We start from the raw sequence: 22438 nt of genomic DNA on the forward strand, positions 1-22438 counted from the left end.
AGCCTGCCAGGAATGATTGATGCCTTGGTGGGGATCAAGCTTCTGGTATTTCGCTGGGGACATTACTCGGCTGCTCAATTCGTAAACGATTGATCTTCCGTTTGTCGGCGTCAATGACGGTAATTCGCAGAAGATTCCACTCGAGGGAATCTCCGACCTTGGGGATTCGGCCCAGTTGCGAGAAGACAAACCCGCCAATGGTGTCGAATTCTCCATCTTCCGGAAAACCGAAATGAAACTGTTCATTGAGGTCGTCGATGTGAATGCGGGCGTCGAGTTCCGTCACGTTGGGAGAAACCTGTTTGACAGGTGATTCACCTTCCATCGTGTCGTATTCGTCATCAATTTCACCGACGATTTCTTCGAGAATATCCTCCATGGTGACGAGGCCTGCGACGCCGCCATATTCGTCGAGCACCATCGCCATCTGGAAGTGCTCGCGCTGCATCATCTCCAGCAGCGAGGAAATCCCGGTGGTTTCAGGGATGTATTTGGGTTCCCGTAGGATCTCTGCCAGCTTGGGGAATTTTTCACGGGGCAGGGCGGGGTCAATCGCTTTCAGCAAATCCTTCGAGTAGAGAAGCCCGACGATGTCATCCGGGCTTTGAGCGACGACGGGGACTCGCGAATGCCCTGACTCGATCAGTTTTTGACGGGCTTCTTCAAGGGTGGCGTCAACATTGAGAACAAACATATCTGTCCGGGGAGTCATGATGGCCCCGACATCTTCATCCTGAAGTTCCATGACGCGGTGAATCATCACACGGGCACCCTGTTCCAGGTAGCCTTCCCGCTGACCTTCATCGACGACTGTGCGAATTTCATCATTGAGAACCGAGGCGTCATCTTCTTCGGGTTCCCCTCGCCCTACGAGGCGGTGAGCCATGCGATCGAGCCATTTAGCAATCGAAAGTAGAGGCCAGAGGAGAACCTGGACACCGCTGATACATGGCCACCAGCGGTAAAGAAATTGTTCACTGGTGACGCGGGCGATGCTCCAGGGAAGGAGGTCTGCTATGACCAGAACGGCAAACGTCAACAGGAGATATTCAGCGAGAAAATCCCAAGGGAACTGCTGAGTCAGTGCGGCTTCCTGGGCTTTAGGCCAGCCCACACCGATCCCGACGGCTGCTGCAATTCCCATGGTGGAAAGGGAAAGCATTAATTCCAGACCCAGGAGAGCTGTCTCCTGTTGTTTGAGCACTTCGCTAAATCGCTCGGGTTTTCCCCGCTGGGCGCAAAGTTCTTCGAGCCGACTATAGGAGAAATCTCTTAAGGCGTAGCATCCCAAGGCGCTCCAGCACGCCGTTAATAGAAACCCGCCAACCACGAACAGGAAAATTACCATGACGAGGTCGCCGGTCTCCAATCATTGGACGGGCAATTCACCATAGCGCGAGTGAGTCGTGGCCCGAAAATCATGCTATGAAACAATGGGATTGAGTCCAAGAGGTACGAGATAGTGTTTTTCACGAGTTCGCATTCTTTGGGCTTCGTCTATCGTCAGGTCGTCGAATCCACAGAGGTGGAGAGCACCGTGCAGGGAGTATAGCAGGACTTCAGATTCAATGCACCAGTTGTTCTCAGGAGCCATTCGGGAAGCGGTTTCCACGCTGACGACGATCTCGCCTTCCAGAATGGGGGAGCCTTGTTGAGAATCTGTTAAGGCGTCGTCCAGCCGAAAACTGATTACGTCTGTCGGGTAATCATGTTGCAAAAAATCACGGTTTATCTCGTGGATTTTGGGGTCGTCAACCAGCGCGACACTCACTTCGCCTTCCAGAAACCCTTCTTCACAGAAAACACTCTGGAGAAGATTGAGAATCCTCTCAGGGGGAATTCTGGCGATCAATTGTTCGTCGGTAATTTCAATCTGAATCATGCCATATCCGTCAGGCGAGCAGCATTTTCAAGGATTTATAACGTGAAAATCTGGTAAGTCTCTACTGTCTCAATGACATGTGCCACAGTCTGAATCTGTATTTTAACCGAGTGCCGTGTCACGGCATTGTCTTAGGGTTGGTGTCGCCGCAGCGTCCTCCGTTGTCGGACTTAACAACAGAAGAGACCCGGATTTTCTACTTTGACAATGCACGAGTCGAAAAAACAGCCTGTCTCTTAAACTGATCAGGCTGATTTCTGATCGGGATATTTAATGCGCCCGTGATAAATGGAGATCAGAGATTTGACCAGTGAATCTTCCACTATGGCCAATTCAGTGAGTGTCAGCCCGCTTTCATCAAACTGTCCATCCAGGAGACGTTTCAGAAGAATGTCATGAACGAGAGTTTCAATTCGTTTTGGAGTCGGCTCGCTTAATGTCCGACTGGCACTTTCCACGGCATCGGCCAGCATCATGATGCCCGTCTCTTTTGACTGAGGCTTGGGGCCGGGATAGCGGAATGATGATTCTTCCACATCGACACGGACATCAGCTGATTGCTGCCCCGCGTGCCGCGATGCTTTGTGGTAAAAATATTCGACCAGAGTCGTTCCATGGTGTTGTTCGATAAAGTCGATCAACGATTCGGGCAGATGGTGCTGGCGTGCCAGATCGGCACCATCCTTGACATGCCCGATAATGATCAGGGTGCTCATCGCTGGTGCCAGATTTTCGTGCCGGTTGGTCTCACCCGCTGCCATGTTTTCGACAAAATACTGCGGCTTGAGCATTTTGCCGATGTCGTGGAAGTAGGCTCCCACCCGGCATAAAAGCCCATTCGCGCCAATGGCGTCTGCCGCGGTTTCGGTCAGCGTGGCCACACCAATCGAGTGGTTATAGGTTCCCGGCGCGCGGCGTACCAGTTCTTGCAGGAGGGGGTGGGAAACATCGCTTAATTCCAGCAAGCTGATATCCGTCACGACTCCGAAGGTGGATTCAATAAAAGGGAGGCTTCCCGCGACCAGGTAGCCGGCAGCGACACACCAGCCGGCCCCGCGCAGGGCATGCCAGAGAAGTTCACTGTCGAGCCAGAGTCGGTCAAGCCTCTGACCAACAATCACACCCATGGCCATGGTCAGCAGGAAATAGGTGGCTGCTGTCGCCACGCCCACTTTGATGAGCTTGGAGCGCGACGAGACTTGACCCAGACTGACAATCGACAAGCAGATGGCACCGAGAATGGCCACAAATTCGCTGGTGTCGTAACCGTTGGAGAGCACCAGAATCAGTGTCAGGCTGAAGCCGGTCAAAGCCGCAAGAACCTGCTGATAAGCAATCGTCAGAATCATGACCACGCAGAGCAGGGGAATGATTTCCGCCCGCCAGGGATCAAAAGAGAGCCAGCGGGCACAGGCAATGGCCAGCAGCAAACTGGCCAGATAGACCGACAATCTCGCGGTGCTGGTGACCAGTCGTGGCTCTGAGCGAATCAGGTAATAACCGTTGATCGTTGCGAGTATCACCAGCAATATCAGGACGGTCGTGGCTCTTAACAGGCTTTCATACCAGGGGACAGTGGCAGCAATGGCATCGTATTGCGCCTTGAGGATCGCCAGTGCGTCTTCGCTGATCGAGGTCCCCGGAGCGACGAGCAATGCCCCTCGCTTAAAGGTGTCGACAATACTTTCCGTGCGGGCACGGGCCTGACGAAGAGCCGTCATGGAACGTTCTTCGTCATATTCCAATGTGCTGGGGGCGCGGTTGCGCAGCCAGCGTTCGAGAAGTGGCTGGATGGGTTGCAATGAATCAAAAGACTTCCAGCTGCGTCCCAGCCGCCCAGTGTTTTTTAGAGCCTCCCGCAGAAGCACCTGAGAGACGGCGATGTCCTGTTCATCTGCCGGGTTTTCGTCGGGGATCACATGAATCACTTCATCCTCGCGTAAGTCGCGACGGGTGAGTTCTGTGACGTCCAATGTTCCTGTTTGCCGCAAGGGATCCAGGAATTTTGTGAATTCCCCAGAGATAAGCTCGACACGCTGTTCACCCGTGTCTTCCGGCCCCAGGGCTGCGCGGAGTTGTTCCCATTCTTTTTCCGAATCACCGAGGTTGCCGTTCATATCGACCGAGAAGCCGAAAGCCACCAGCACGTTGGCTGGGACATCGGCTGGGCGATTGGCATGAAGAATGGCGAACAGAGATTCTCTCAATTCGTCAACCAGCGTCCGCCACGGGGCGGTTCTCGCCAGGTAAACCGGGGGGGTGCGCGACTCTTCTTCAATTCTGGCAAGATCGGTCTTATAGACATTCAGTCGACCAAAATCGATGCGAGCCACAATCCCGTCCCGGCTGTATTGACCCAGTCGGTAGGGAAAAGGGGCGACCCAGCCTTCGACGCAAACCACCATCAGAATCAGGGCAGCAGCCACAAGCAGGAAACGAAGTAATACCTCGGCTTGACCGAGCTTAGAACCCAGTTTGACAAGCAGCGACCCGGAAGTCGGCAGATTCGAGAGACGTCCAGTCCGCGTCTTGCGGGACGAAAACAATGCCATAGACGTTGTTGACCCAATTGCTTCTGACATCAAGACTTGTTTTGGCTCCGAAACCGATTGGCAGGGAGGTTCCCGGCGATCAGTTGGAACAAATCTTTCAGATCATAGGCAATCACGAAACCGGGCCGACTTCCAGAATGAAATTGGAAAAATTGTCATTCGGCCACATTCCGGCTTCGTTGGGTTTTCACTCCTCAACAGCGGTTTCGTCTCCTTTGGCAGCCGAATCGCGATTCGGTGTCTCTGCTTTAAGAGGTGCGTTACCGGCAATAGATGAATCAGGGCGGTGGTTGGTGTGGTTTCCTCGCGAGCGGGGATCTCCCACCTTTCCATCATCGTAAGCTGCAACAATACGTCGCACCAGTGGGTGCCGGACAATGTCTCCGCCGCTCAGTTCTACGACGGAGATCCCCTCTACGCCACGCAGGCGGCCAACCGCATCGGCAAGGCCGCTGGTGACATTGTCGGGAAGATCGATTTGTGTGGCATCGCCGGTGACAACAATTTTTGATCGCTGGCCCATGCGGGTCAAAAACATCTTCATTTGCACCGCAGTGGTGTTCTGAGCTTCATCGAGAATGATGAACGTGTTGTTGAGCGTTCGTCCTCGCATAAAAGCCAGGGGAGCAATCTCGATCACGTCCCGGTCGAGGTAGCGCTGCACGGTATCAAAATCCAGAATGTCTCCGAGAGCATCGAGCAGGGGACGCAAGTAGGGATTCACTTTTTCAAGCATGTCTCCGGGAAGGAAACCAAGCTTTTCCCCCGCTTCGACCGCTGGACGAACGAGAACAATCTTGCGAACCTGCTCGTTACGCAACGCATTGACCGCCATGGCCACAGCCAGGTAGGTTTTTCCCGAACCGGCAGGCCCGGTGCAGAAAACCAGGTCATGTTGCCGGATGGAATCGACATAGGCGGCCTGTCCCGGCCCCATCGGAAAGACACGTTTTGCTTTATGAAAGACGTCGATCGATGACTCTGGGCCGTTGAAAACTTCGGCGCTGCGATGATTGAGAATTCGGTCAAACTCGTCGTCGGGCAGCATTCCGCGGCGTTCGATGATCCCTCTCATTTCGCCGATGACATGGCTGCCGGCATCGACTTGTTCAACTGGCCCTGACAGGCGGATTTCATCGCCGCGCAGGACGACATCGACTTGCAGTTTTTCCCGCAATTTGCGGAGGTTACGGTCATTCGGGCCGAACAGCACACGCACCTGTTCGTGATTTTTAAACGGAATTCGCTTATCTGTCATTGTCTCTCCGTTGCGTCCATTCATCATCAGATCACAAAGACCAAAGATCATCATGATCATGACGCGAGGGGCGCTGCTCCCATCTTCTCACCAGTCGCCACTTTGCCAAACTGATGCGTTTTGTCGATCCCATCACTTCCTAATTGTTAGCGTTCGCAGAGTTGACGCCTACCCAAAAAGGTTCGCCATTCGGTGAAATCTGCCGAAAAATGACACGGAGCGTTGGTGAAGGTTCAGGAAACTTTGGTGATTGAATAAAAATGATGGATTAGCCGTGTTTACAGTGATCGGCGACTGAGGGAAAAAGCAGCAAGTTGCCTTGGTTAGCATTCTTGACGCAATTGTCATCAAGTGCATAACCCGAATAACTCGATTCTACGGATACGTGGACTGGTGCCGCCGCGTGGCATGGTTGCCAATTGTTCGATCAGGATGGCCGGACAAAACAGCGACAGGGATGTTTGAAACATGTATGAAGCGTTCTTTTCAATGGCGCGCCGCCCTTTTGTGGGCACTCCTGATCCTGGCTGCTGGTTCCCTACGGAACTTGGGCAATCTGCCAGCGAGGCATTATTGCTGGGGATGAAAGAGCGCGCGGGCGTGGCGGTGCTCAGTGGTGCTGCCGGAGTTGGTAAGACTCTGCTCTGTGAACGATTAGTCGTTCAACTGGGAACCGATCATCCCGTGGTCTTCTTAAGACACCCCCGGTTTGCAACCCGGCGGTCACTGCTTCAGACAATCTTGGGAGAATTAGAACTTCCTTTCAGCCGTCTGTCTGAGCAGGAACTGCGCAGTGAACTGTCCCTTTTTTTGAAACAAATGGCGGAGCAACAGCATCTGCTGTTTTTGGTTTGTGACGAAGCTCATCTGCTGGACAGCAAAATTCTGGACGAATTGAGAGGACTGAGCGACTTTCATTTTGAAGGTCAGCCAGTTGTCCGTCTGATGCTCGCAGGGGAATTGGAATTAGAGGAACGGCTGGCAACACCGGAGTTCCAACCGCTGGCTCAACGAGTCACGACACACGCTGCCCTGGATTCCTTGAATCGGGCGGAATCGTATGAGTTCCTTGATTACCGGTTGACATGGGCGGGTGGACGAACAGCGGAGTCTTTGACTCCTGACGCGATGTCCTACATTGTGGAAGTTTCCGCAGGGTTTCCTCGATGTTTGTGCTTGCTGGCGGATCACGCATTGTTGCTGGGATTCGCGATGGGCGAAAAGCCCGTGACGCTGGCGACCGTCGAAACGGCATTAAACGACTTGAAGCATCTTTCGCTTCCCTGGCATCTGCGGGTCTCACGATCGATCGATGAATCCGGGTTGGACGAACTTTCTGGCCAAAGCCTGGTTGAGATGGAAGACGAATCGTTGCTCATCGAAAAGAGAGGGGCTGAGGCTTTTTCAACCCTGGAAGACCAGAGCGCAATTCACGATGTGTCGGTCGACGTGGCTGCGATGAACTTGCCGGATTTGTCTTCAGCAGATGACTGGGGCACGGAAGGTTTATCAAGTATTGAAATCGGCGCGGGACTGGACAGCGAAATCCACTCCACAGACGAGACTGCTCCCTTATCAGATGCCGGGGCCGATGTTGGGTCCGATGTTGGGTCTGGGGGGCTCAGCATGACTGAGTCTAAGGAAGGGGAGTTTGCTGAAAAACAACAGACTCATGGTCTGCCCGGACGTTTTGAAGATTGGTCGGCAATGGGATCAGAAATGGAGTTGAAAGGACAGCACTTCACTCCAGCCCTTAATGATGCCCCTGTTTCATTTCCTCTGACGGGAATGCAGGAGGAAGGTGCCGAAGACTGGAGGGGAGAACATGCTGTTGCTGATGAAGGATCAGCTTCCGTCGATTCAGAACAACATGCGTTGGAGAATCGTCTGGATCGCATGCTGACTCGCTGGCGACTAGCGACAGAGCAAGAGGGGATTTCAGGCCCGCATGGCACGAATTTTGGTGAGCAATCCCTGTCGTTTGAATCGGCGCAATTCTCTCACAACGAGCCTGCCGGCGTGATGTCACCCGATGGGGAGTCGTCATTCATTGATGAGAGAATGACCCCGGATGATGAGTCTCAGAGCGAAGGTGTCGCGTTTGAAATGATGACGGTCAATCGTGATCCACAGGACAGCACTGAGGTGATCACCACGCCATCCATCCCGACGCACAACGAAGTTGCTTCACAAACAATGGAAGAGACTCTGGCTCCTTCGGAATCGGTCTATGTAGAGATTGTTGTTCCTTCTGGTTCCCTCATTCGCTCGGAACGGCCTGCGTTGCTGGCGTCGATGGATTTCACACCGTTTGGTGATCCCACTCCATTTCTGGAGTCCATCAAAGAAGAGAAGAGGCATTCCAATCTGGTGATTGATCCTGAAGGAATCATGGTTCAGTCTTTGGATGAACCGGTTTCGGCTGTCGTCCCAGCACCGTTGCCAGAGCCAGGGTCGTTGCCAGAATCGTTGCCAGGGCCAATCGAGGAAGTTGTCCCTTCTTTGGCCGATACCGTCAGCCAGGCACACTCACGTCCTTCTGCGGAAGAACAGTTGGAACAGATTCTGCCGCTATTGGATCAGGCCATTCATGGTGGGGCAGCACTGACTGAATCCACTGGTGATCATCGTAAGGAGGAGTCACCCGACACGCTTGAGAGTGTTGACGCAGGTGATGTTTCCTCATTCCCGGTTGATTCTCGAACAAACGATCCGATTCCCGGGATGAGTGCCTCGGATCGTCAAGCCGCACGTCTGGCGCGATTCATTGCTGGTGACCTGGATGAAATTCGCGAGCGTGCTCTGGCTGCGGATGCCATCGATCTGGCTGATGCCACTCGTTCCGCGATTCAATCAAGAGCGGCATGGGCCGAGGCTTTACGTGATCAGGAAACTCGAGAGGCTCTTTCCCATGACGATGAGCTTGAAGGCGATCATCACCCGTTTACCGATTCTCCTGAGATGTCAGACCAGGAGACGGGGTTGGGATCAGAAGATGATTCTGTCTGGCGGGGCGAAGTTTATGAAAGCATGGACGATGTTCTGAAAAAATCTCAGCAGGCCTTAGACCAGCATGAAGATTTCTCGGAATGGGATGCAGGCAGCGCCATCAACAAAGCCGATCATCATTTTCAGGACATGGCCGATGCTTTGGAAAGCACTGACGATGATTTTCCCGACGACATCGAACGCCATCTTGAGGGGTTGAGATCGTTCCGCGAACAGCCGTTATCAAACGCTTCTGAGACCGGTTTTGGCAAGCAAAAAGTTGCTGAGTCCGAGGGGGCTGGAGACGCTGGTGAGCCTCCATTGTCGTCGCGGTATCGCAACCTGTTCAGTATCTTGCGCCGCCGTGCGACATCCAGGCGTTAAATCGATGGAATTTCAAGGTGATTCCAGAGGCCCAAATTCCAGTAGTGCTCCCTCAGGTTTGGCTTGCCTGTGGGGCATTTCCTGAGGATTGGGAGTCATCTTGTCAGTCGTTGAACCGGATAAGTCTGGCTGCTCGGTCTCCCGAGAAGGCTGATTGGTCTCAGGTGTGGCTCTATTTGATGTGGCTGGACTTGATGTGGTCAGGTTTCTCGCCCATTGCTGAAAGTGATGGTCGAGGTCGGCCAGGTCGGTTGTCTGTGTGAGTTGACAGGCAATGGCTTCGATCCCTGAAGCATCACGTGCAGGATCTTTGAGAGCACGCGTACGCCGGTAGAATGCTTCCAGCACGCCGCGTTCCTGCAAGAAAATGCAGAAAAGCCTGGCGTGAGCATATTCGATAGCGGGGCGAGAGTGGCCAAAGGGTTGATGGAACAGTTGATGTAACGTTGACGCCTGCTGTTTTTCGACAGCTTCGTGCCAATGATGATTCCGCCAGTTGGGTAGCCCCAGCAAAGATGTTCCCGACGCATTGAATTCACATTCTTCGTGGAGGGATGCTAACCCTTCATCAAACCATTCGGGGCAGTGCTCAAAATCTCCATGGATCAGCGCGTGGGTCAACTCATGGGCAATCGAGCCGACACCTGTTGAGAGGTTCACAGCCAGACATCGGTCTTCCTGAGTGTAAAAACCTGCGTACTCAGCCGGTGTGAAACCTGGCCAGCGCGTGCGGAGCTGCTGCCAGCGTTCAGGGCTGCGGAGCAGAATTATTTTGACGGGATGAGGGAGTGGCCTGTCGAAGTAACTGACTTCCAACGCATGCTGCGTTGGCTGAATCACATTTTCATAGATCCATTGCAATTCTTCCGCCGTATCATCCCCGGCGATCACAAAGGGAGATCGCGTGATGACCTGGAACTGCGGGCCAAGCTCAGCTCTTAACGTGGTGGCAATGGTTTGCAACTGCTGAGTGAAGCCGGCTGTCGATTCTTCGAGCGATGGAACGGGAAGACCTGCTTCATCGTATAGGCGAACCGAGCTGGCGATCGACGTGATCTGGCTCCAGGTTCGATCCATCAACGTGGAGGAAACCGTCGCAACAGAAGTGGATTGGGCATCCTTTGATCGTGAAGCTGCTGTGACCAGGTAGCAGAGGCCAATGATTACAAACGGGCCGAGAACGAGCAGCCAATTCTGAGTACGGCGATGTTCTCCGGCGACCGCCATTTTTCCAGAACTTCCTTGGTTGAATGAATCATCGGTCACCAATCGCTGCTTCAAAACTCACTCGATCCTCGCGACTTCTGAGTTTCATCATGTTTGAAAAAGCGAAACGGAAGAAACGAAGAGTAGTGACCAAAGTCTTACCCGAGTCCTTGCCGGTTAAACCGCTGTGAGCGACATCGACCGACTTGAAGACGCTTGTGAGAGCTTGGTAGGGCAACTATGCCGTGTGATTAAGCGAAAGAATCAACTTTTCCTGGACTTAAGAGGAATTCCTGCATTCTGAAGGAATCATCAGAGTCTATTTTCACTGGCCGTCAAAGATTTCTCAGGCAGCAAATTTTACCTATCTGCTATCATGAGAGACTGTCTGGGCGACTTTTGCGGCGTTCTGTCTCGAATCTTCGTTTTCCTGCAGTTTAAGCTTGCCGAGCGGGTTGTTGTCGTCGGGATCTGGCGCGTTATAAGCAACCCGTGAGAACGGCGATCACGGGATTTTCAGTTGTTCATCCTTTTCGTGAAGTCCACATTGCCCTAGGCTGCGGGTTATCTCACACTGGGTCATGCATGAGTGGGTCAGCCATGAGAGGGTGCCTGTCTACTGGCTCTTTAACTCATGGCTGGCGAGTTGTATGCAGCAATTTGATTCTGTTGGAAAATTGAATTCTGGCCATAAAACTTCTGGACGATCTCCAGACATTTCGTGTGTCTGGCATTCGGTGTGCTGAGTCTCACTGTCGAGACTCGGTGTGCTGAGACCTTGATTCCTGCCCAGAGGGGGGAGTGGATGTCATCCAGAATTCCCCATCGATAATCGAGCTTACCAATAAAGTCTGACGCTTCCTGCAAACCCCACGGATCGCTATGTACGCACAGAATTATCAACATTTGGGCGCCCATCCTGAATCTCGCGGCGGCGTCGACGGGACTCATTTTGCAGTCTGGGCACCTAATGCGTCTGAAGTTTGCGTGATCGCTGATTTGAACTACTGGAGCCATGGCCAACACTGGCTTCAGTCCAGTGATAACGGCGTCTGGCATGGTTTTATTCCGGGAATCAAAGCGGGAGACGCTTATAAATACAGTTTGAAGACGTTCTCTGGTCAGCGGTTGGAGAAATCAGATCCTTATGCGTTCCAGGCAGAATTACCGCCGCGAACGGCTTCAATTGTGGCTGATCTCACAGGCTTCCGCTGGAACGATGAGAAGTGGATTCGTCAGCGAGAGATGAAGAACGTTTATGAGCAGCCGATCTCGATGTATGAAGTCCATCTGGGATCCTGGCGCCGGCCGACGGATGGTCGCCGGTACTTCAATTATCGGGAACTGGCCGTTCAACTGGTCGATTATGTGAAGCCCCTGGGGTTTACTCATCTGCAGTTACTTCCCATCACCGAGCATCCGTTCGATGGCTCCTGGGGATATCAGACGACGGGATATTTTGCCCCGACCAGCCGGTTTGGGACACCACACGATTTCATGTACTTTGTGGATTACTGCCACGAGCATGGCATTGGCGTGATGGTCGACTGGGTGCCAGCCCACTTTCCGACCGACCAGCACTCATTGGGGAATTTTGACGGGACGGCGTTGTACGAACATGCAGATCCCAGGAAAGGGTTTCACCCTGACTGGGGGACGCTGATTTTCAATTATGGTCGTACGGAAGTGTCAGATTTTCTGCTTTCCAGTGCCCATTTCTGGATGGAAGTCTTCCACATTGATGGTTTGCGCGTCGATGCAGTGGCCTCGATGCTCTATCTCGATTATTCCCGCAAAGCGGGCGAGTGGATGCCCAATATGTTTGGGGGGCGAGAGAATCTGGAAGCGATTCAGTTCTTAAAGGATCTGAACACTGTCCTCCATCAGGATTTTCCTGGTGTCCTGATGATTGCGGAAGAGTCGACGTCATGGGGTGGGGTTTCCCGGCCCGTTTACACGGGAGGCCTGGGATTTGGCTTCAAATGGGATATGGGTTGGATGAACGATACTCTCCGGTATTTCCGGCGAGACCCGATCCATCGTCGGCATCATCAAAACGAGTTGTCGTTCCGCATGGTGTATGCCTTCACTGAAAACTTTATGCTGCCGCTGTCTCACGATGAAGTGGTGCATGGCAAGCGCTCGTTAATCAGCCAGATGCCTGGCGACAATTGGCAGCAGTTTGCCAACCTGCGGGTTCTGTTTGGTTATCAGTTCACCACACCGGGCAAGAAATTGCTCTTCATGGGCGGTGAAATCGCTCAGTGGACAGAGTGGAATCATGACAGCCAGATTGATTGGGACTTAACCAAATTTGCGTTCCATCAGGGCGTGCAAAAGCTGATTGGCGATCTGAACCGGATTTATACCGAAGAATCCGCGATGCACTATGGCGATTGCAATACCGATGGTTTTGCCTGGATCAGTGCCGATGATTATCAGAATAGCGTTTACTCATGGGTGCGTTATGGAAGCCATGCCGACGATCTGCTGATCGTCATGATGAACCTCACGCCGATTCCGCGGTATCACTATCGGGTTGGGGTGCCGTTGGCGGGGTTCTATAAAGAAGTCCTCAACACCGATTCCAGTGTTTACGGCGGATCAAACGTGGGAAATGCGGGAGGCGTTTACAGTGAGATTGGGCCAGTCCATGGGTTTGGCCAGTTCATTCAAGTGACTCTTCCCCCATTGGGTCTGGTGATTCTGAAGCCGATCACCCGCCCGGCACCGATTCCTGCTGTCACAACGGGAACGGCAACAGCAACCACTGCCACTTTGGCGTCATCAGCGATGCGACTGAATTAGACCCTGGCTTCCTTAAGGCTGGGGAACGAATGAAAATGGTGACGGGGCAGAATGGCTGAGCTGTTCTGCCCCGCTTTCATTCAGAGAACCGACGAGTGGAACAGATTTCCCAGTCCGTAAAGTTTCACTGAAAGTCATGCTCCGAACGGGCGTTACAACCGCTCCAGCTTTGGGGCATGTGGTGAATCTTGCCGAATTCACCGCGGTTCCGCCCACCGCATCGCGCATTACAAGGCAGATTTCCGATATTCCCTCAAGTGATATCGGAGCATACCGTGCATCGTGACCAGAAGATTGGACTTGCACTTGGCGTTTTGCTGATTGGTGCTGTTGCCGCTTTCTTCTTTCGTAATGAGAAGCCAGGAGTTGCGCAGGCTCCATTGGTCAGCAATGCCGTTGAACTTGATGCTGTGATTGCCGAAAAGGCGTTTCGTCCTTATCTGGGAGAATCCAGCGCCTCTGTCCGGCAAATGGCTGCTCGACCTGTGACGGATACGCTGATTATTCCCCCGCTGGACGATCCCTGGGGCAATGAGAGTCACGCTGGCGAGGCGGCTCCTCGAGCCTCTTCCCACCGTGTTCCCCTCGCTGACTCGATCGAAGAAATCCCTGCGATTCCCTGGCCGTCGGATGTCCTTGAATTTGATCGTCAGAACATCAGTGCGAATGGAGGTCTCAGCGGTTCCGGCAATGATCAGGCAGGGATCAGGGGCCGTTCTGCTCCTGTCATCAATGGGAATGCCGATTCCCGCGAAGAGCCAATCTCCGCACGACGTGAAGGGAGTGCCCCTGCTCAGCGAACATTTGAAGAGTCAGAGGCTCGGGCAAGTGACAATTCTGCTCCGAAGGTGATCAGTCACGTGGTTCAACGTGGGGAAACTCTGTCGTCGATTTCCTCCCGGTATTTAGGTCGTGAAAGCCGATTTCTGGAAATCTATGAAGCAAATCGTGATCAATTACGGGACGCCAATGATTTACGGGCCGGGATGACGCTTCAAATTCCTGTTTCCAGGTCACCTCGTAACATTGCTGCTTCGCCCCGGGTTTCCAACGGGGACCGTGTGGGTGGGACATCAACGCCGACGCCCGAAAAACGGATGTTTGTGCCGTATCGTCCGCGTCCTGCCAATGTGCAAGGTTGGGGGCCATCCACCGAGAAGCCCGAAATGCCACTCAAACGATTGAGCCAAATGCCTCCCGATGACAGCGTCATCCGCTAAGAAGCGATTGGCCTCTGTGGTCGCTTAACATTATGAGCGATCATCAACTTCGGCAATCATCAATCCCGTGTGAACTCAGTAACTGAACTCAGTGGGGATGACGATTTTTGGGTGCATCAGGCCGGTTTCCTGGCGATACTCTGCAATGGCGATCATCTTTCCTGCTTCATCCACCATGCAGTAAGCTTGCCGATTCGATGCCAGTGTCCCGGGTTGATTTTCCGGAGAGGGCAATGATCCTCTCCGGTCGATTAACCGCCCTTGACGCAAGTGGATGACCTCTTCTGCCGAGACCGTTATCAGTTGCTCCTGGCGGAAGATGGTCGTGGGGGGAATCAGAAATGGCGAGATGTCAGTGAGTTTGGCCTGTTCTGGAAGCTGTTCGACTTTCAGGCTTGCATTCAGTGTGAATGGGCCAACAAATGTTCGGGTTAACTGGGTCATGTAGGCGCCGCAGCCGAGTTGAATGCCCAGGTCGCGAGCAATCGATCGAATGTATGTGCCACTGCCGCATTCAATCTGGACTTGAATGTCCGAGCCATTGACGGAGAGCAATTCAATGGCGTCGATCTGGACATTCCGGGGGGCGAGTTCAAAGTCTTCACCTGAGCGCGCCAGATCGTAGGCCCTTTGCCCGCTGACATGTACGGCACTGAACCTGGGCGGTGTTTGTTGGATCACTCCCTTAAATTGAGTCAGAGCTGTCTGAATGTCTGCCGTGGTGAGATGATCGGTAGAAAGGGGGGGCGACAGTTCTCCTTCGCCGTCGTCGGTGGTTGAAGTCTGGCCAAGACGAAAATTGGCCAGATATCCCTTGCGCGTCGACTGGGCATAGTCTGTCAAGCGGGTGGCGGGGCCGATGCCGATGACCAGGACACCTGTTGCCAGGGGGTCGAGCGTTCCCGCATGGCCAACTTTTAATGGTTTCACCATGCGTTGGATGCGGTTCACGAGATCTCGGGAAGTCGCTCTCAGGGGCTTGTTAACATTGAGAAAGCCCCAGTTCATTTGGGAAAATCCTTGACCTATTGGAGGGAAAACCTGGCCGCTGGTTTCGTGAGTGACAAGCACTGGCGGGTTTTCGGGAGTGAAGGGGTGTGGGGGGAGATTTCAGGGACAAAGGTTTCTGTCGCAAAAAGAAAAGCCCTGGCTGCGAGGAAATTCGCAACAAGGGCTTCATGAGGGTGGCTTACCGGGTTCGAACCGGCGACCTCCAGAACCACAATCTGGCGCTCTAACCAACTGAGCTAAAACCACCACAGTAAGACGTTGCCGTCTCACTTTGACTTGGTGAAATTTATCTGCGCCAGTGCGGGGCAGCAAGTCAAAATGATTGGGAAGGTTGGGACAAAATCCGAAAATCCGGGCAAACCGATGTCGCAACCACTGTTGTGATCAGGTGTTTTGAGCGTATCAAGTTCCCAGGAAGCTTGACACAATGGCCGGCGGAAAGTTCAGTAAGGTGGAAAAGTTTGCGGGTTGAGCAGCAGTTCAAGCCCGCTCTCCCTTGCCAGCAAACGGTAACTGATGCCTGGTTTTGGGTGTACTGGGGTGTTTTGTCGCCATGGGTTGGCATGTCATTGTCAGGCTAACGATCAGCTCAATATCCGTTTGAGAATTTATTGCAGCGCTCGATTCAAGCCATTTTTTTAATGCGGTTGGGAGTTACGCGAATTGGTCACGATTTCATCCCCGGTTTTGAAGATTGACGGTCTGAAGACGCAATTTCGCACTGAGCATGGTTATGTGACGGCCGTTAATGGGCTGTCCATCTCGATTCCTCAGGGGAAAACACTGGGACTGGTGGGGGAATCCGGGTCAGGGAAATCGGTCACGTCCCTTTCGATCATGCGGTTGCTGCCAGAAAGCAATTCCCGGATTGCAGAGGGGACGATTGCCTTCCTTGGCCGCGATCTGGTGAAGTTGCCGGGCCGTGAGTTGCGAAAAATTCGCGGTAATGAAATCAGCATGATTTTTCAGGAGCCGGGAACATCGCTTAATCCTGTATATCAAGTGGGGAGTCAGGTTGCGGAAGCGCTTTTACTCCATGGCCATGCCACACGTGCCAATGTGACTGAACGTGTGATTGATCTGTTTCAGGAAGTGGGGATTCCCAATCCGGCAGAGCGAATCCGCAGCTATCCCCATGAGATGTCGGGAGGGCAAAAACAGCGTGTGATGATCGCGATGGCTCTGGCGTGTAATCCTCAATTGCTGATTGCCGACGAGCCAACGACGGCTCTGGATGTCACGATTCAAGCCCAGATTCTGCGTCTGATTCGGAAGTTGCAGGATACCCGGCAGATGTCGGTGCTGTTTATTACTCACGACCTGGGGGTGATTGCTGAAGTCGCTGATGATGTGGCGGTCATGTATCGTGGCCAGCTGGTCGAGCAGGGGCCGGTTGAGCAGATTTTTACCAAGCCGGCTCATCCCTACACACGAGGGCTTCTGGCTTGTCGCCCGGATTTGGAAACAACTCGCAAACGTCTGCCGACAGTCGCCGATTTCATGGAAGTCGTAGAGGATCCAGCGACGCGTGAATTCCGGATTGTGGAACGCGCTGTTACTAACGAACGACTGGAAGCGGCTGAGAAGACGGCTCGTGATCGTCTGTTTTCCCCTGCCTCAGAAGTAAAATCGTTGGGGTATGACATCTCGGAAATTCCCGCGTCCCGGTTTGTTCCTGAAGGGACAGCACCTCTCCTGCAAGTTAAAAATTTGCAGGTTTACTATCCGGTGAGAAGTGGCCTTTTGCGGCGGGTGACCGGGCAGATCAAGGCAGTGGATGATGTCAGCTTTAATGTCTATCGTGGCCAAACTCTGGGACTGGTGGGGGAATCCGGTTGCGGGAAGACAACGACAGGCCGGGCGATTATGCGGCTGATTCCTTTCACCGGGGGAACTTTCGAGTTTTCCGGTTTGAAATGGAGTGAATACTCTGAGAGAGAGCTTCGGCGTCACCGACGGAAAATGCAGATTGTGTTTCAAGATCCATTTGCATCGCTCAATCCACGCATGACTGTCGAAGACGCATTAACTGAGGCGATGTCGATTCATCGGCTGGGGCAATCCAAGGCTGACCGAAGGGATCTGGCGGCTAATCTGCTTCTGGAAGTCGGCCTGCTGGAGAGTCATCTTACCCGATATCCGCACGAGTTCTCAGGGGGACAAAGGCAACGGATCTGCATTGCCCGCGCACTGGCTGTGGAGCCGGAATTCGTGATTTGTGATGAATCTGTTTCTGCGCTGGATGTCTCGGTGCAGGCTCAGGTGCTTAATCTCTTAAAAGACCTTCAGGAGAAGCGGGGGCTGACTTATATTTTCATCAGCCATGACTTGAGTGTCGTCAAGTTCATGTCTGATATGATGGCTGTCATGAATCAGGGGAAACTGGTCGAATATGGCCCTTCGGAACTGATTTATGCGAATCCTCAGAGCGAATATACCCAGCGTCTAATTGAAGCGATTCCTCAGATTTCGCATGAGAAGCTGGAAGCGCGGATGAATCGTGCAGCCAGTGATCGTGCAGCTAGTGATTGAGTGGTGCCGTGATACGATGTTTGATGGTGACTCGTTGCTGAGTTGGCGTCATCGAAGGGATAGTACATTGCGCTATCCCTTCATACATCTTACAAGTTGTACCCGGAAAGTTTGCCGTTATAAGGTGTTAGAGGGATTCGGATTTTGGCATGCCTACGAACCTCACGACGAGGATTTTTTGTCGGGGTTGGAGGGCTGAGGGATCGCTGAAGAAGATATTCCCCAGGTTCTGGCCTTTGGTGTCCGCACAGGTCGAGATGGCCATTTCTCCGGTATTAAGCGTGACTGAGAACTTCTGTGCGTAGCATGTTTCGACCTTGCGGCCGCCGCGGAGTTCCCATCCGTTGTCGGTCGGTGTGTGTCTCATGCGCTCTTCGCCATGATGCAGTTCGGGAATAAAATCAATGCGCACCCATCCCTCCTGAAGGCGATGGGGACGAACTTTGAAGACACAGTGAAGCTGTTCAAACGAACGAGCCGTGATGGTTCCCTGGTCTGACAGTTGAAGTTCGGTCGGAACATCAACTGATTTGACTGCGACTTCAGTTTCTGCACCGTTTTGCACCAGGATTTTGCGTCGGACGCATTGGCTTAGCGAGTTTTCGTCTTGAATCTCCAGGGACATCCCTAGCAGCGTTTGCATTGATGGCGGCGGGCTGGCTCCGACGGTTCCCACGCGTAAGCCGTTTTGCAGCATTTGGTTGCGGAGTTGAGGGGCGGCGGCTCCTACCTCATCAATATCACGCCAGAGAGTTTCACCGACGAGAGGATCCGAGGCAGATCGTTCGACAAAGAGGATTTCCAGTTGGATCGAGTTATCTGGAGGGGGAATGGGGGGAAGCTTATTGGCTGTCGTTTGAGATTGGCTCAACAGTCGTTGCGCTTCGCCTGTTAATCCCGGCACGAGAACACAACCAGCAAGAATCGGCATGAGCAGGCACATAATGCCCAGCAGCATCAAGCCGATACGCCGATAGGAAGACGGCCAGTTCACAGGTGCAATTCCAGATTTAATGAGAACGTTCCTCCAAGCCAAGGGACTGGGAAAGTCAGCCTTGTCGAGAAACACAGCGTGGAAGCAGGGAAGCAGGGAAGAGAAGGAGGGGAGGGAGGAAGGAAGGCGGAAGTAGGAAAAGTCGATCAGAGTGAGTTAAGGCTTCTAAATCAGCTTGCTTAAAGTGTCAATTCCAAGTTTGGCTTATCGTTCGTGTTTTCCCGAGGATCTCTGGTGAATCTGTTCTGGCGGGATTCCGAACTCGTTTGCATGCTCGTTAGTCTGCTTTCTCCTCGTATTTTAACCGATCAAATCAGGTTTGAAGCTTACGGGATTGGGGATTGTCGGAGGGGATCACAGGCTGGCGTTAATCTCTTTGTAAGCCACGACAATGGCTTTATCGAACTTGTCATCACAGGCAAGGTTGTGGCCATTGAAACGAAGGTTTACAATTCCGCGCTGTTTGAATTGAGCAAGCTTTTTGTTTCTCGTGGTTCGATCCTCTGTCTTGACAGGTTGCTCATCGTTCTCAGGCATGTTGGCCTGCTCGCAATCTTTTGCATCACCTGTCGAATCAGTTTGAAGCTCCACTGGCAACAGCAATACAACGCGACGAAATTTTGGAGTCGTTTGCATGTCGACGTTTTTGTTCACGAGTGAGTCCGTGAGTATGGGGCATCCCGACAAGGTCTCTGACCAGGTCTCGGATGCCGTTCTTGATGCATTGCTGGCGCAGGATCCACGTGCTCGCGTGGCATGCGAGACGCTCTGTACGACGGATTTTGTTTGCCTTGCCGGTGAAATCACTGCTAACGCGACGGTTGACTATGAAAAAGTCGCTCGCGAGGCGATCCGCCAGATTGGTTATACGAGCGACGATATTGGTTTTAACTCAGCGACCTGTGAAGTTCTGGTCAAGCTCCATAGCCAAAGCGCTGATATTGCGATGGGTGTGGATCGTGATGGGGCTGGCGATCAGGGGTTGATGTTTGGTTATGCCTGTGACCAGACCCCTGAACTGATGCCGCTCCCGATTGCGTTGTCGCACCGAATTATTAACCGCTTGACTGAAGCTCGTCAGAAAGGCGAAGTCAACTGGCTTCGTCCAGACAGCAAGAGTCAGGTCACTGTTGAGTACGATGCCAATAATCAAGCCGTCGGGATTTCGGCCATCGTCGTTTCGACTCAGCATTCAGAGGAAGTCTCTCAGGACGAAATCAACGAATTTATTCGTTCGGCAGTGATCGGTAAGTCTGTTCCTGCCTCTTTGCTCCGGTCGTCCACCAAGTATCATATTAATCCGACGGGCCGCTTCGTCATCGGTGGCCCGCACGGTGATTCAGGGCTGACCGGCCGAAAGATCATCGTTGATACTTATGGTGGCTGGGGTCGCCATGGCGGTGGGGCCTTTAGTGGTAAGGATCCCACAAAGGTTGACCGCTCTGCGGCTTACCTCGCCCGCTACATTGCCAAGAACATTGTAGCAGCCGGGTTGGCGAAAGAGTGTGAATTGCAATTGGCCTATGCGATTGGCGTGGCTGATCCTGTGAGCGTGCGGATCAATACCAACGGGACGGCGTTGATTTCGGAAGAAAAAATTTCCGATCTTGTCCGCGAGAACTTCAAGATGACTCCGTTGGGGATCATTGAGTCGCTTCAGCTTCGTCGTCCAGTTTATCAAAAGACAGCTGCTGGCGGCCATTTCGGTCGTACCGAGCCAGGTTTCACCTGGGAAGTCACCGATAAGGCTCTGGCATTGCGTGAGCAAGCCGGTCTGGGAAGTGCTCTCCCCTCGGTTGGTCATATTGCTTAGTGTTGACCGTGATCAGTGATCATCAACGCGAATTGAATTGAAGGTTCCAGTCTGGATGTTCGAGACTGGAACCTTCGGTCAATTGGTTCGCAAACTTTGTTCGATGGTCGTTAAAGACCGTTCATTGCAGCATTCAGGAATAGAGCCATGGATGGTCTCTCCCTGCTGTCAGATCTATTGCGGCGATTTATTGCCGCAAGTTTTGCTGTCCTGGCGATGGCTGTGCTCATCGCTTGGGTGGCATGGGGGGGCAATGTCCCGCCATCAACGGCATTGCTGGTGCTGCTGGTTGGAGGTCTCCTTTGGGGGACATCGCTAATCTTGAGTTCACGCCTGCTGGCTATGGGCTTGATCGAAATTGGCACCCATGTTTTGAACGCTTTCAGCGGGCTGCTTGGTGTTGGCTGGATTCTCTGGAGTCTCCCTCCGCTGGCTCTTGGAGTTGTTGTAGGCCTGGTGACAGTCGCCCTGCTACTAAAACTGGTTTATCAAGAGCTTTTGAAGTCTTCTGCTTTCAGAGTCAGCGACGCTCTGGCTCAAGTCGCTTCTGGGTTCGTTACATCGGAGTTTTCCACAGCTTCCAGTGGCAGAACTGAAACGATGCCGTCTTATGCGGCGGATTCAGATGTTGAGCGAGATATGCTCCATCATTGTCTGGCCTTTCGTGCGGCAGCTAATGAGTGTGTCGCCCCGGTTGCCGTAGGACTCTCAAACAATAGTCTCGATGAGCCAGCTACTGAATTGGCTGATGAGGAGCTATTGGCTGATGATTCTGTTGTCAAAATTGTTCGCTACACCAGGGATGGGTGTGATTGTCAGGAGGGGCGATTGCGCATGGAGTTTCCCGCAGGTAGCAAAGAGCAGTTGATACATCTGGTCTTTATGCCCCCTTTCAAATCGATCCCCGAGATGGAAATCGAAGATCTTTCTGAGGGGTGTGTTGAGCTGGAAGTTCTGGCGATCTACCGTTTTGGTGCCCGCTTCAAAGTGCGTCGGAGTGAGGCTGAGGCTCCTGCAGCCGCTATTGAAATCGGCTATCAAGCGGTCGTCGTGGCCAATGCTGCCTAATTTTTTTCAGGCAATCCCCGGTGGATCATTCTGATTTGCGAATTTGCTGAACCCCGTTCGCAGTCTTGTTGGCCTTCGCCTCACTTGCTAACTCAGAGTCAATCGCGATGTAGACGGCATCAAATAATCCGCAGGGGAGGCCGGAATCCAGGGTCTTTGCGGTGATTTCCAGTTCGAGAACCAGCTTGGAAAATCGTGGCTGGTTGGCAGGAATGGGGTAGATGTTGCTAACTGCTTCTGCCGTGATCATGCCGAGTGGTGTGCTGTTGATGTGGATTGTTCCGTCGCCTCGTACTCCAGTCAGTTCAATGGCGAGCTTCAGTGGTGCCGGGTTGCTTCCTGAGTCTTTGGCTGTTGGTAGATGAAACTGGCGGGAATAGCGGACAATTCCTGCGTGATGGCCATGAAGTGTCTTGTAATCGGCCGGCATGGAGACCTTCCCAGAAAGGGATTTGTCGTGGCTAATGCTCTGCCAGAAAAATTCCCAAGGGCCTTTCAAAGCGATTCGATGGACTGGCATGGCATTTCCTGAGAAAAATGATGCGATGCACTCTCTGAACGTATTGGCAGATATTGGCGAGGTGCAAATGTTTGGGTAGCATTCGAAAAGCGTAACCGGTAGCATCCCATGGAGTTAAGAGTGTCGATCAGGGTTTGGGTCAGGACTTGTCTGTCAGGCTTTTGTGGTAGAGTATCAGGTTCTGTGCCTGGTTGATCCCCGG

At 52.9% G+C, this 22438-nt stretch carries 16 protein-coding genes and 1 tRNA gene; 6 read left to right on the forward strand and 11 right to left on the reverse strand.

What is annotated here, in order from left to right; genetic code table 11:
• Positions 1-34 precede the first annotated feature (34 nt).
• From SH287x_RS03735 to SH287x_RS03750, 4 genes are all read right to left on the reverse strand, one after another.
• Positions 35-1348: a hemolysin family protein gene (locus SH287x_RS03735; protein WP_479517097.1), complete on the reverse strand. Its 1314-nt coding sequence runs from the start codon at positions 1346-1348 to the stop codon at positions 35-37.
• Positions 1349-1423: 75 nt separating this feature from the next.
• Positions 1424-1882: an rRNA maturation RNase YbeY gene (ybeY, locus tag SH287x_RS03740; RefSeq protein WP_479517098.1), complete on the reverse strand. Its 459-nt coding sequence runs from the start codon at positions 1880-1882 to the stop codon at positions 1424-1426.
• Between the two features lie 245 nt (positions 1883-2127).
• Positions 2128-4434, reverse strand: coding sequence for an HD family phosphohydrolase (locus tag SH287x_RS03745; protein ID WP_479517099.1), 2307 nt, complete (start codon positions 4432-4434; stop codon positions 2128-2130).
• A gap of 187 nt (positions 4435-4621) precedes the next feature.
• Positions 4622-5692 (reverse strand): PhoH family protein, encoded by a 1071-nt coding sequence (locus SH287x_RS03750; protein ID WP_479517100.1) that lies wholly within the window; start codon positions 5690-5692, stop codon positions 4622-4624.
• 489 nt (positions 5693-6181) lie between these two features.
• Between SH287x_RS03750 and SH287x_RS03755 the strand changes: the two genes are divergently transcribed.
• Positions 6182-9064, forward strand: a complete 2883-nt coding sequence (locus tag SH287x_RS03755) for an ExeA family protein (protein WP_479517101.1) — start codon at positions 6182-6184, stop codon at positions 9062-9064.
• Between the two features lie 12 nt (positions 9065-9076).
• On the opposite strand, the gene SH287x_RS03760 is transcribed toward SH287x_RS03755, so the two are convergent.
• On the reverse strand, positions 9077-10291 hold the full coding sequence (locus SH287x_RS03760; protein WP_479517102.1) for a hypothetical protein: 1215 nt from the start codon (positions 10289-10291) through the stop codon (positions 9077-9079).
• Positions 10292-10897: 606 nt separating this feature from the next.
• Positions 10898-11176 (reverse strand): hypothetical protein, encoded by a 279-nt coding sequence (locus SH287x_RS03765; RefSeq protein WP_479517103.1) that lies wholly within the window; start codon positions 11174-11176, stop codon positions 10898-10900.
• Here SH287x_RS03765 and glgB point away from each other — a divergent pair.
• Both glgB and SH287x_RS03775 read left to right on the forward strand, forming a co-directional pair.
• Entirely contained in the window at positions 11153-13078 is a 1926-nt protein-coding gene (glgB, locus tag SH287x_RS03770) for a 1,4-alpha-glucan branching protein GlgB (RefSeq protein ID WP_479517104.1), read from the forward strand. The two genes, SH287x_RS03765 and glgB, sit on opposite strands and share 24 nt — an antisense overlap.
• Positions 13079-13353: 275 nt before the next feature.
• A complete protein-coding gene (locus tag SH287x_RS03775) occupies positions 13354-14298 on the forward strand; it encodes a LysM peptidoglycan-binding domain-containing protein (RefSeq protein ID WP_479517105.1) in 945 nt (314 codons plus the stop codon).
• A gap of 75 nt (positions 14299-14373) precedes the next feature.
• On the opposite strand, the gene truB is transcribed toward SH287x_RS03775, so the two are convergent.
• Positions 14374-15306, reverse strand: coding sequence for a tRNA pseudouridine(55) synthase TruB (truB, locus tag SH287x_RS03780; RefSeq protein WP_479517106.1), 933 nt, complete (start codon positions 15304-15306; stop codon positions 14374-14376).
• Between the two features lie 175 nt (positions 15307-15481).
• Positions 15482-15555, reverse strand: a tRNA-His gene (locus SH287x_RS03785).
• A gap of 426 nt (positions 15556-15981) precedes the next feature.
• Here SH287x_RS03785 and SH287x_RS03790 point away from each other — a divergent pair.
• The gene (locus tag SH287x_RS03790) at positions 15982-17841 is read left to right on the forward strand and encodes an ABC transporter ATP-binding protein (protein WP_479518656.1); all 1860 of its coding nucleotides are present in this window, start codon (positions 15982-15984) and stop codon (positions 17839-17841) included.
• Positions 17842-17968: 127 nt separating this feature from the next.
• On the opposite strand, the gene SH287x_RS03795 is transcribed toward SH287x_RS03790, so the two are convergent.
• Positions 17969-18835 (reverse strand): hypothetical protein, encoded by an 867-nt coding sequence (locus tag SH287x_RS03795; protein ID WP_479517107.1) that lies wholly within the window; start codon positions 18833-18835, stop codon positions 17969-17971.
• A gap of 354 nt (positions 18836-19189) precedes the next feature.
• Positions 19190-19471, reverse strand: a complete 282-nt coding sequence (locus tag SH287x_RS03800) for a hypothetical protein (protein WP_479517108.1) — start codon at positions 19469-19471, stop codon at positions 19190-19192.
• Here SH287x_RS03800 and metK point away from each other — a divergent pair.
• The gene (gene metK, locus SH287x_RS03805; protein ID WP_479517109.1) at positions 19470-20648 is read left to right on the forward strand and encodes a methionine adenosyltransferase; all 1179 of its coding nucleotides are present in this window, start codon (positions 19470-19472) and stop codon (positions 20646-20648) included. The two genes, SH287x_RS03800 and metK, sit on opposite strands and share 2 nt — an antisense overlap.
• 147 nt (positions 20649-20795) lie before the next feature.
• Positions 20796-21716, forward strand: a complete 921-nt coding sequence (locus SH287x_RS03810) for a hypothetical protein (RefSeq protein ID WP_479517110.1) — start codon at positions 20796-20798, stop codon at positions 21714-21716.
• Between the two features lie 25 nt (positions 21717-21741).
• On the opposite strand, the gene SH287x_RS03815 is transcribed toward SH287x_RS03810, so the two are convergent.
• Positions 21742-22236, reverse strand: a complete 495-nt coding sequence (locus SH287x_RS03815; protein ID WP_479517111.1) for a hypothetical protein — start codon at positions 22234-22236, stop codon at positions 21742-21744.
• Between the last annotated feature and the right edge of the window lie 202 nt (positions 22237-22438).

The organism is Planctopirus sp. SH287, assembly GCF_056500625.1.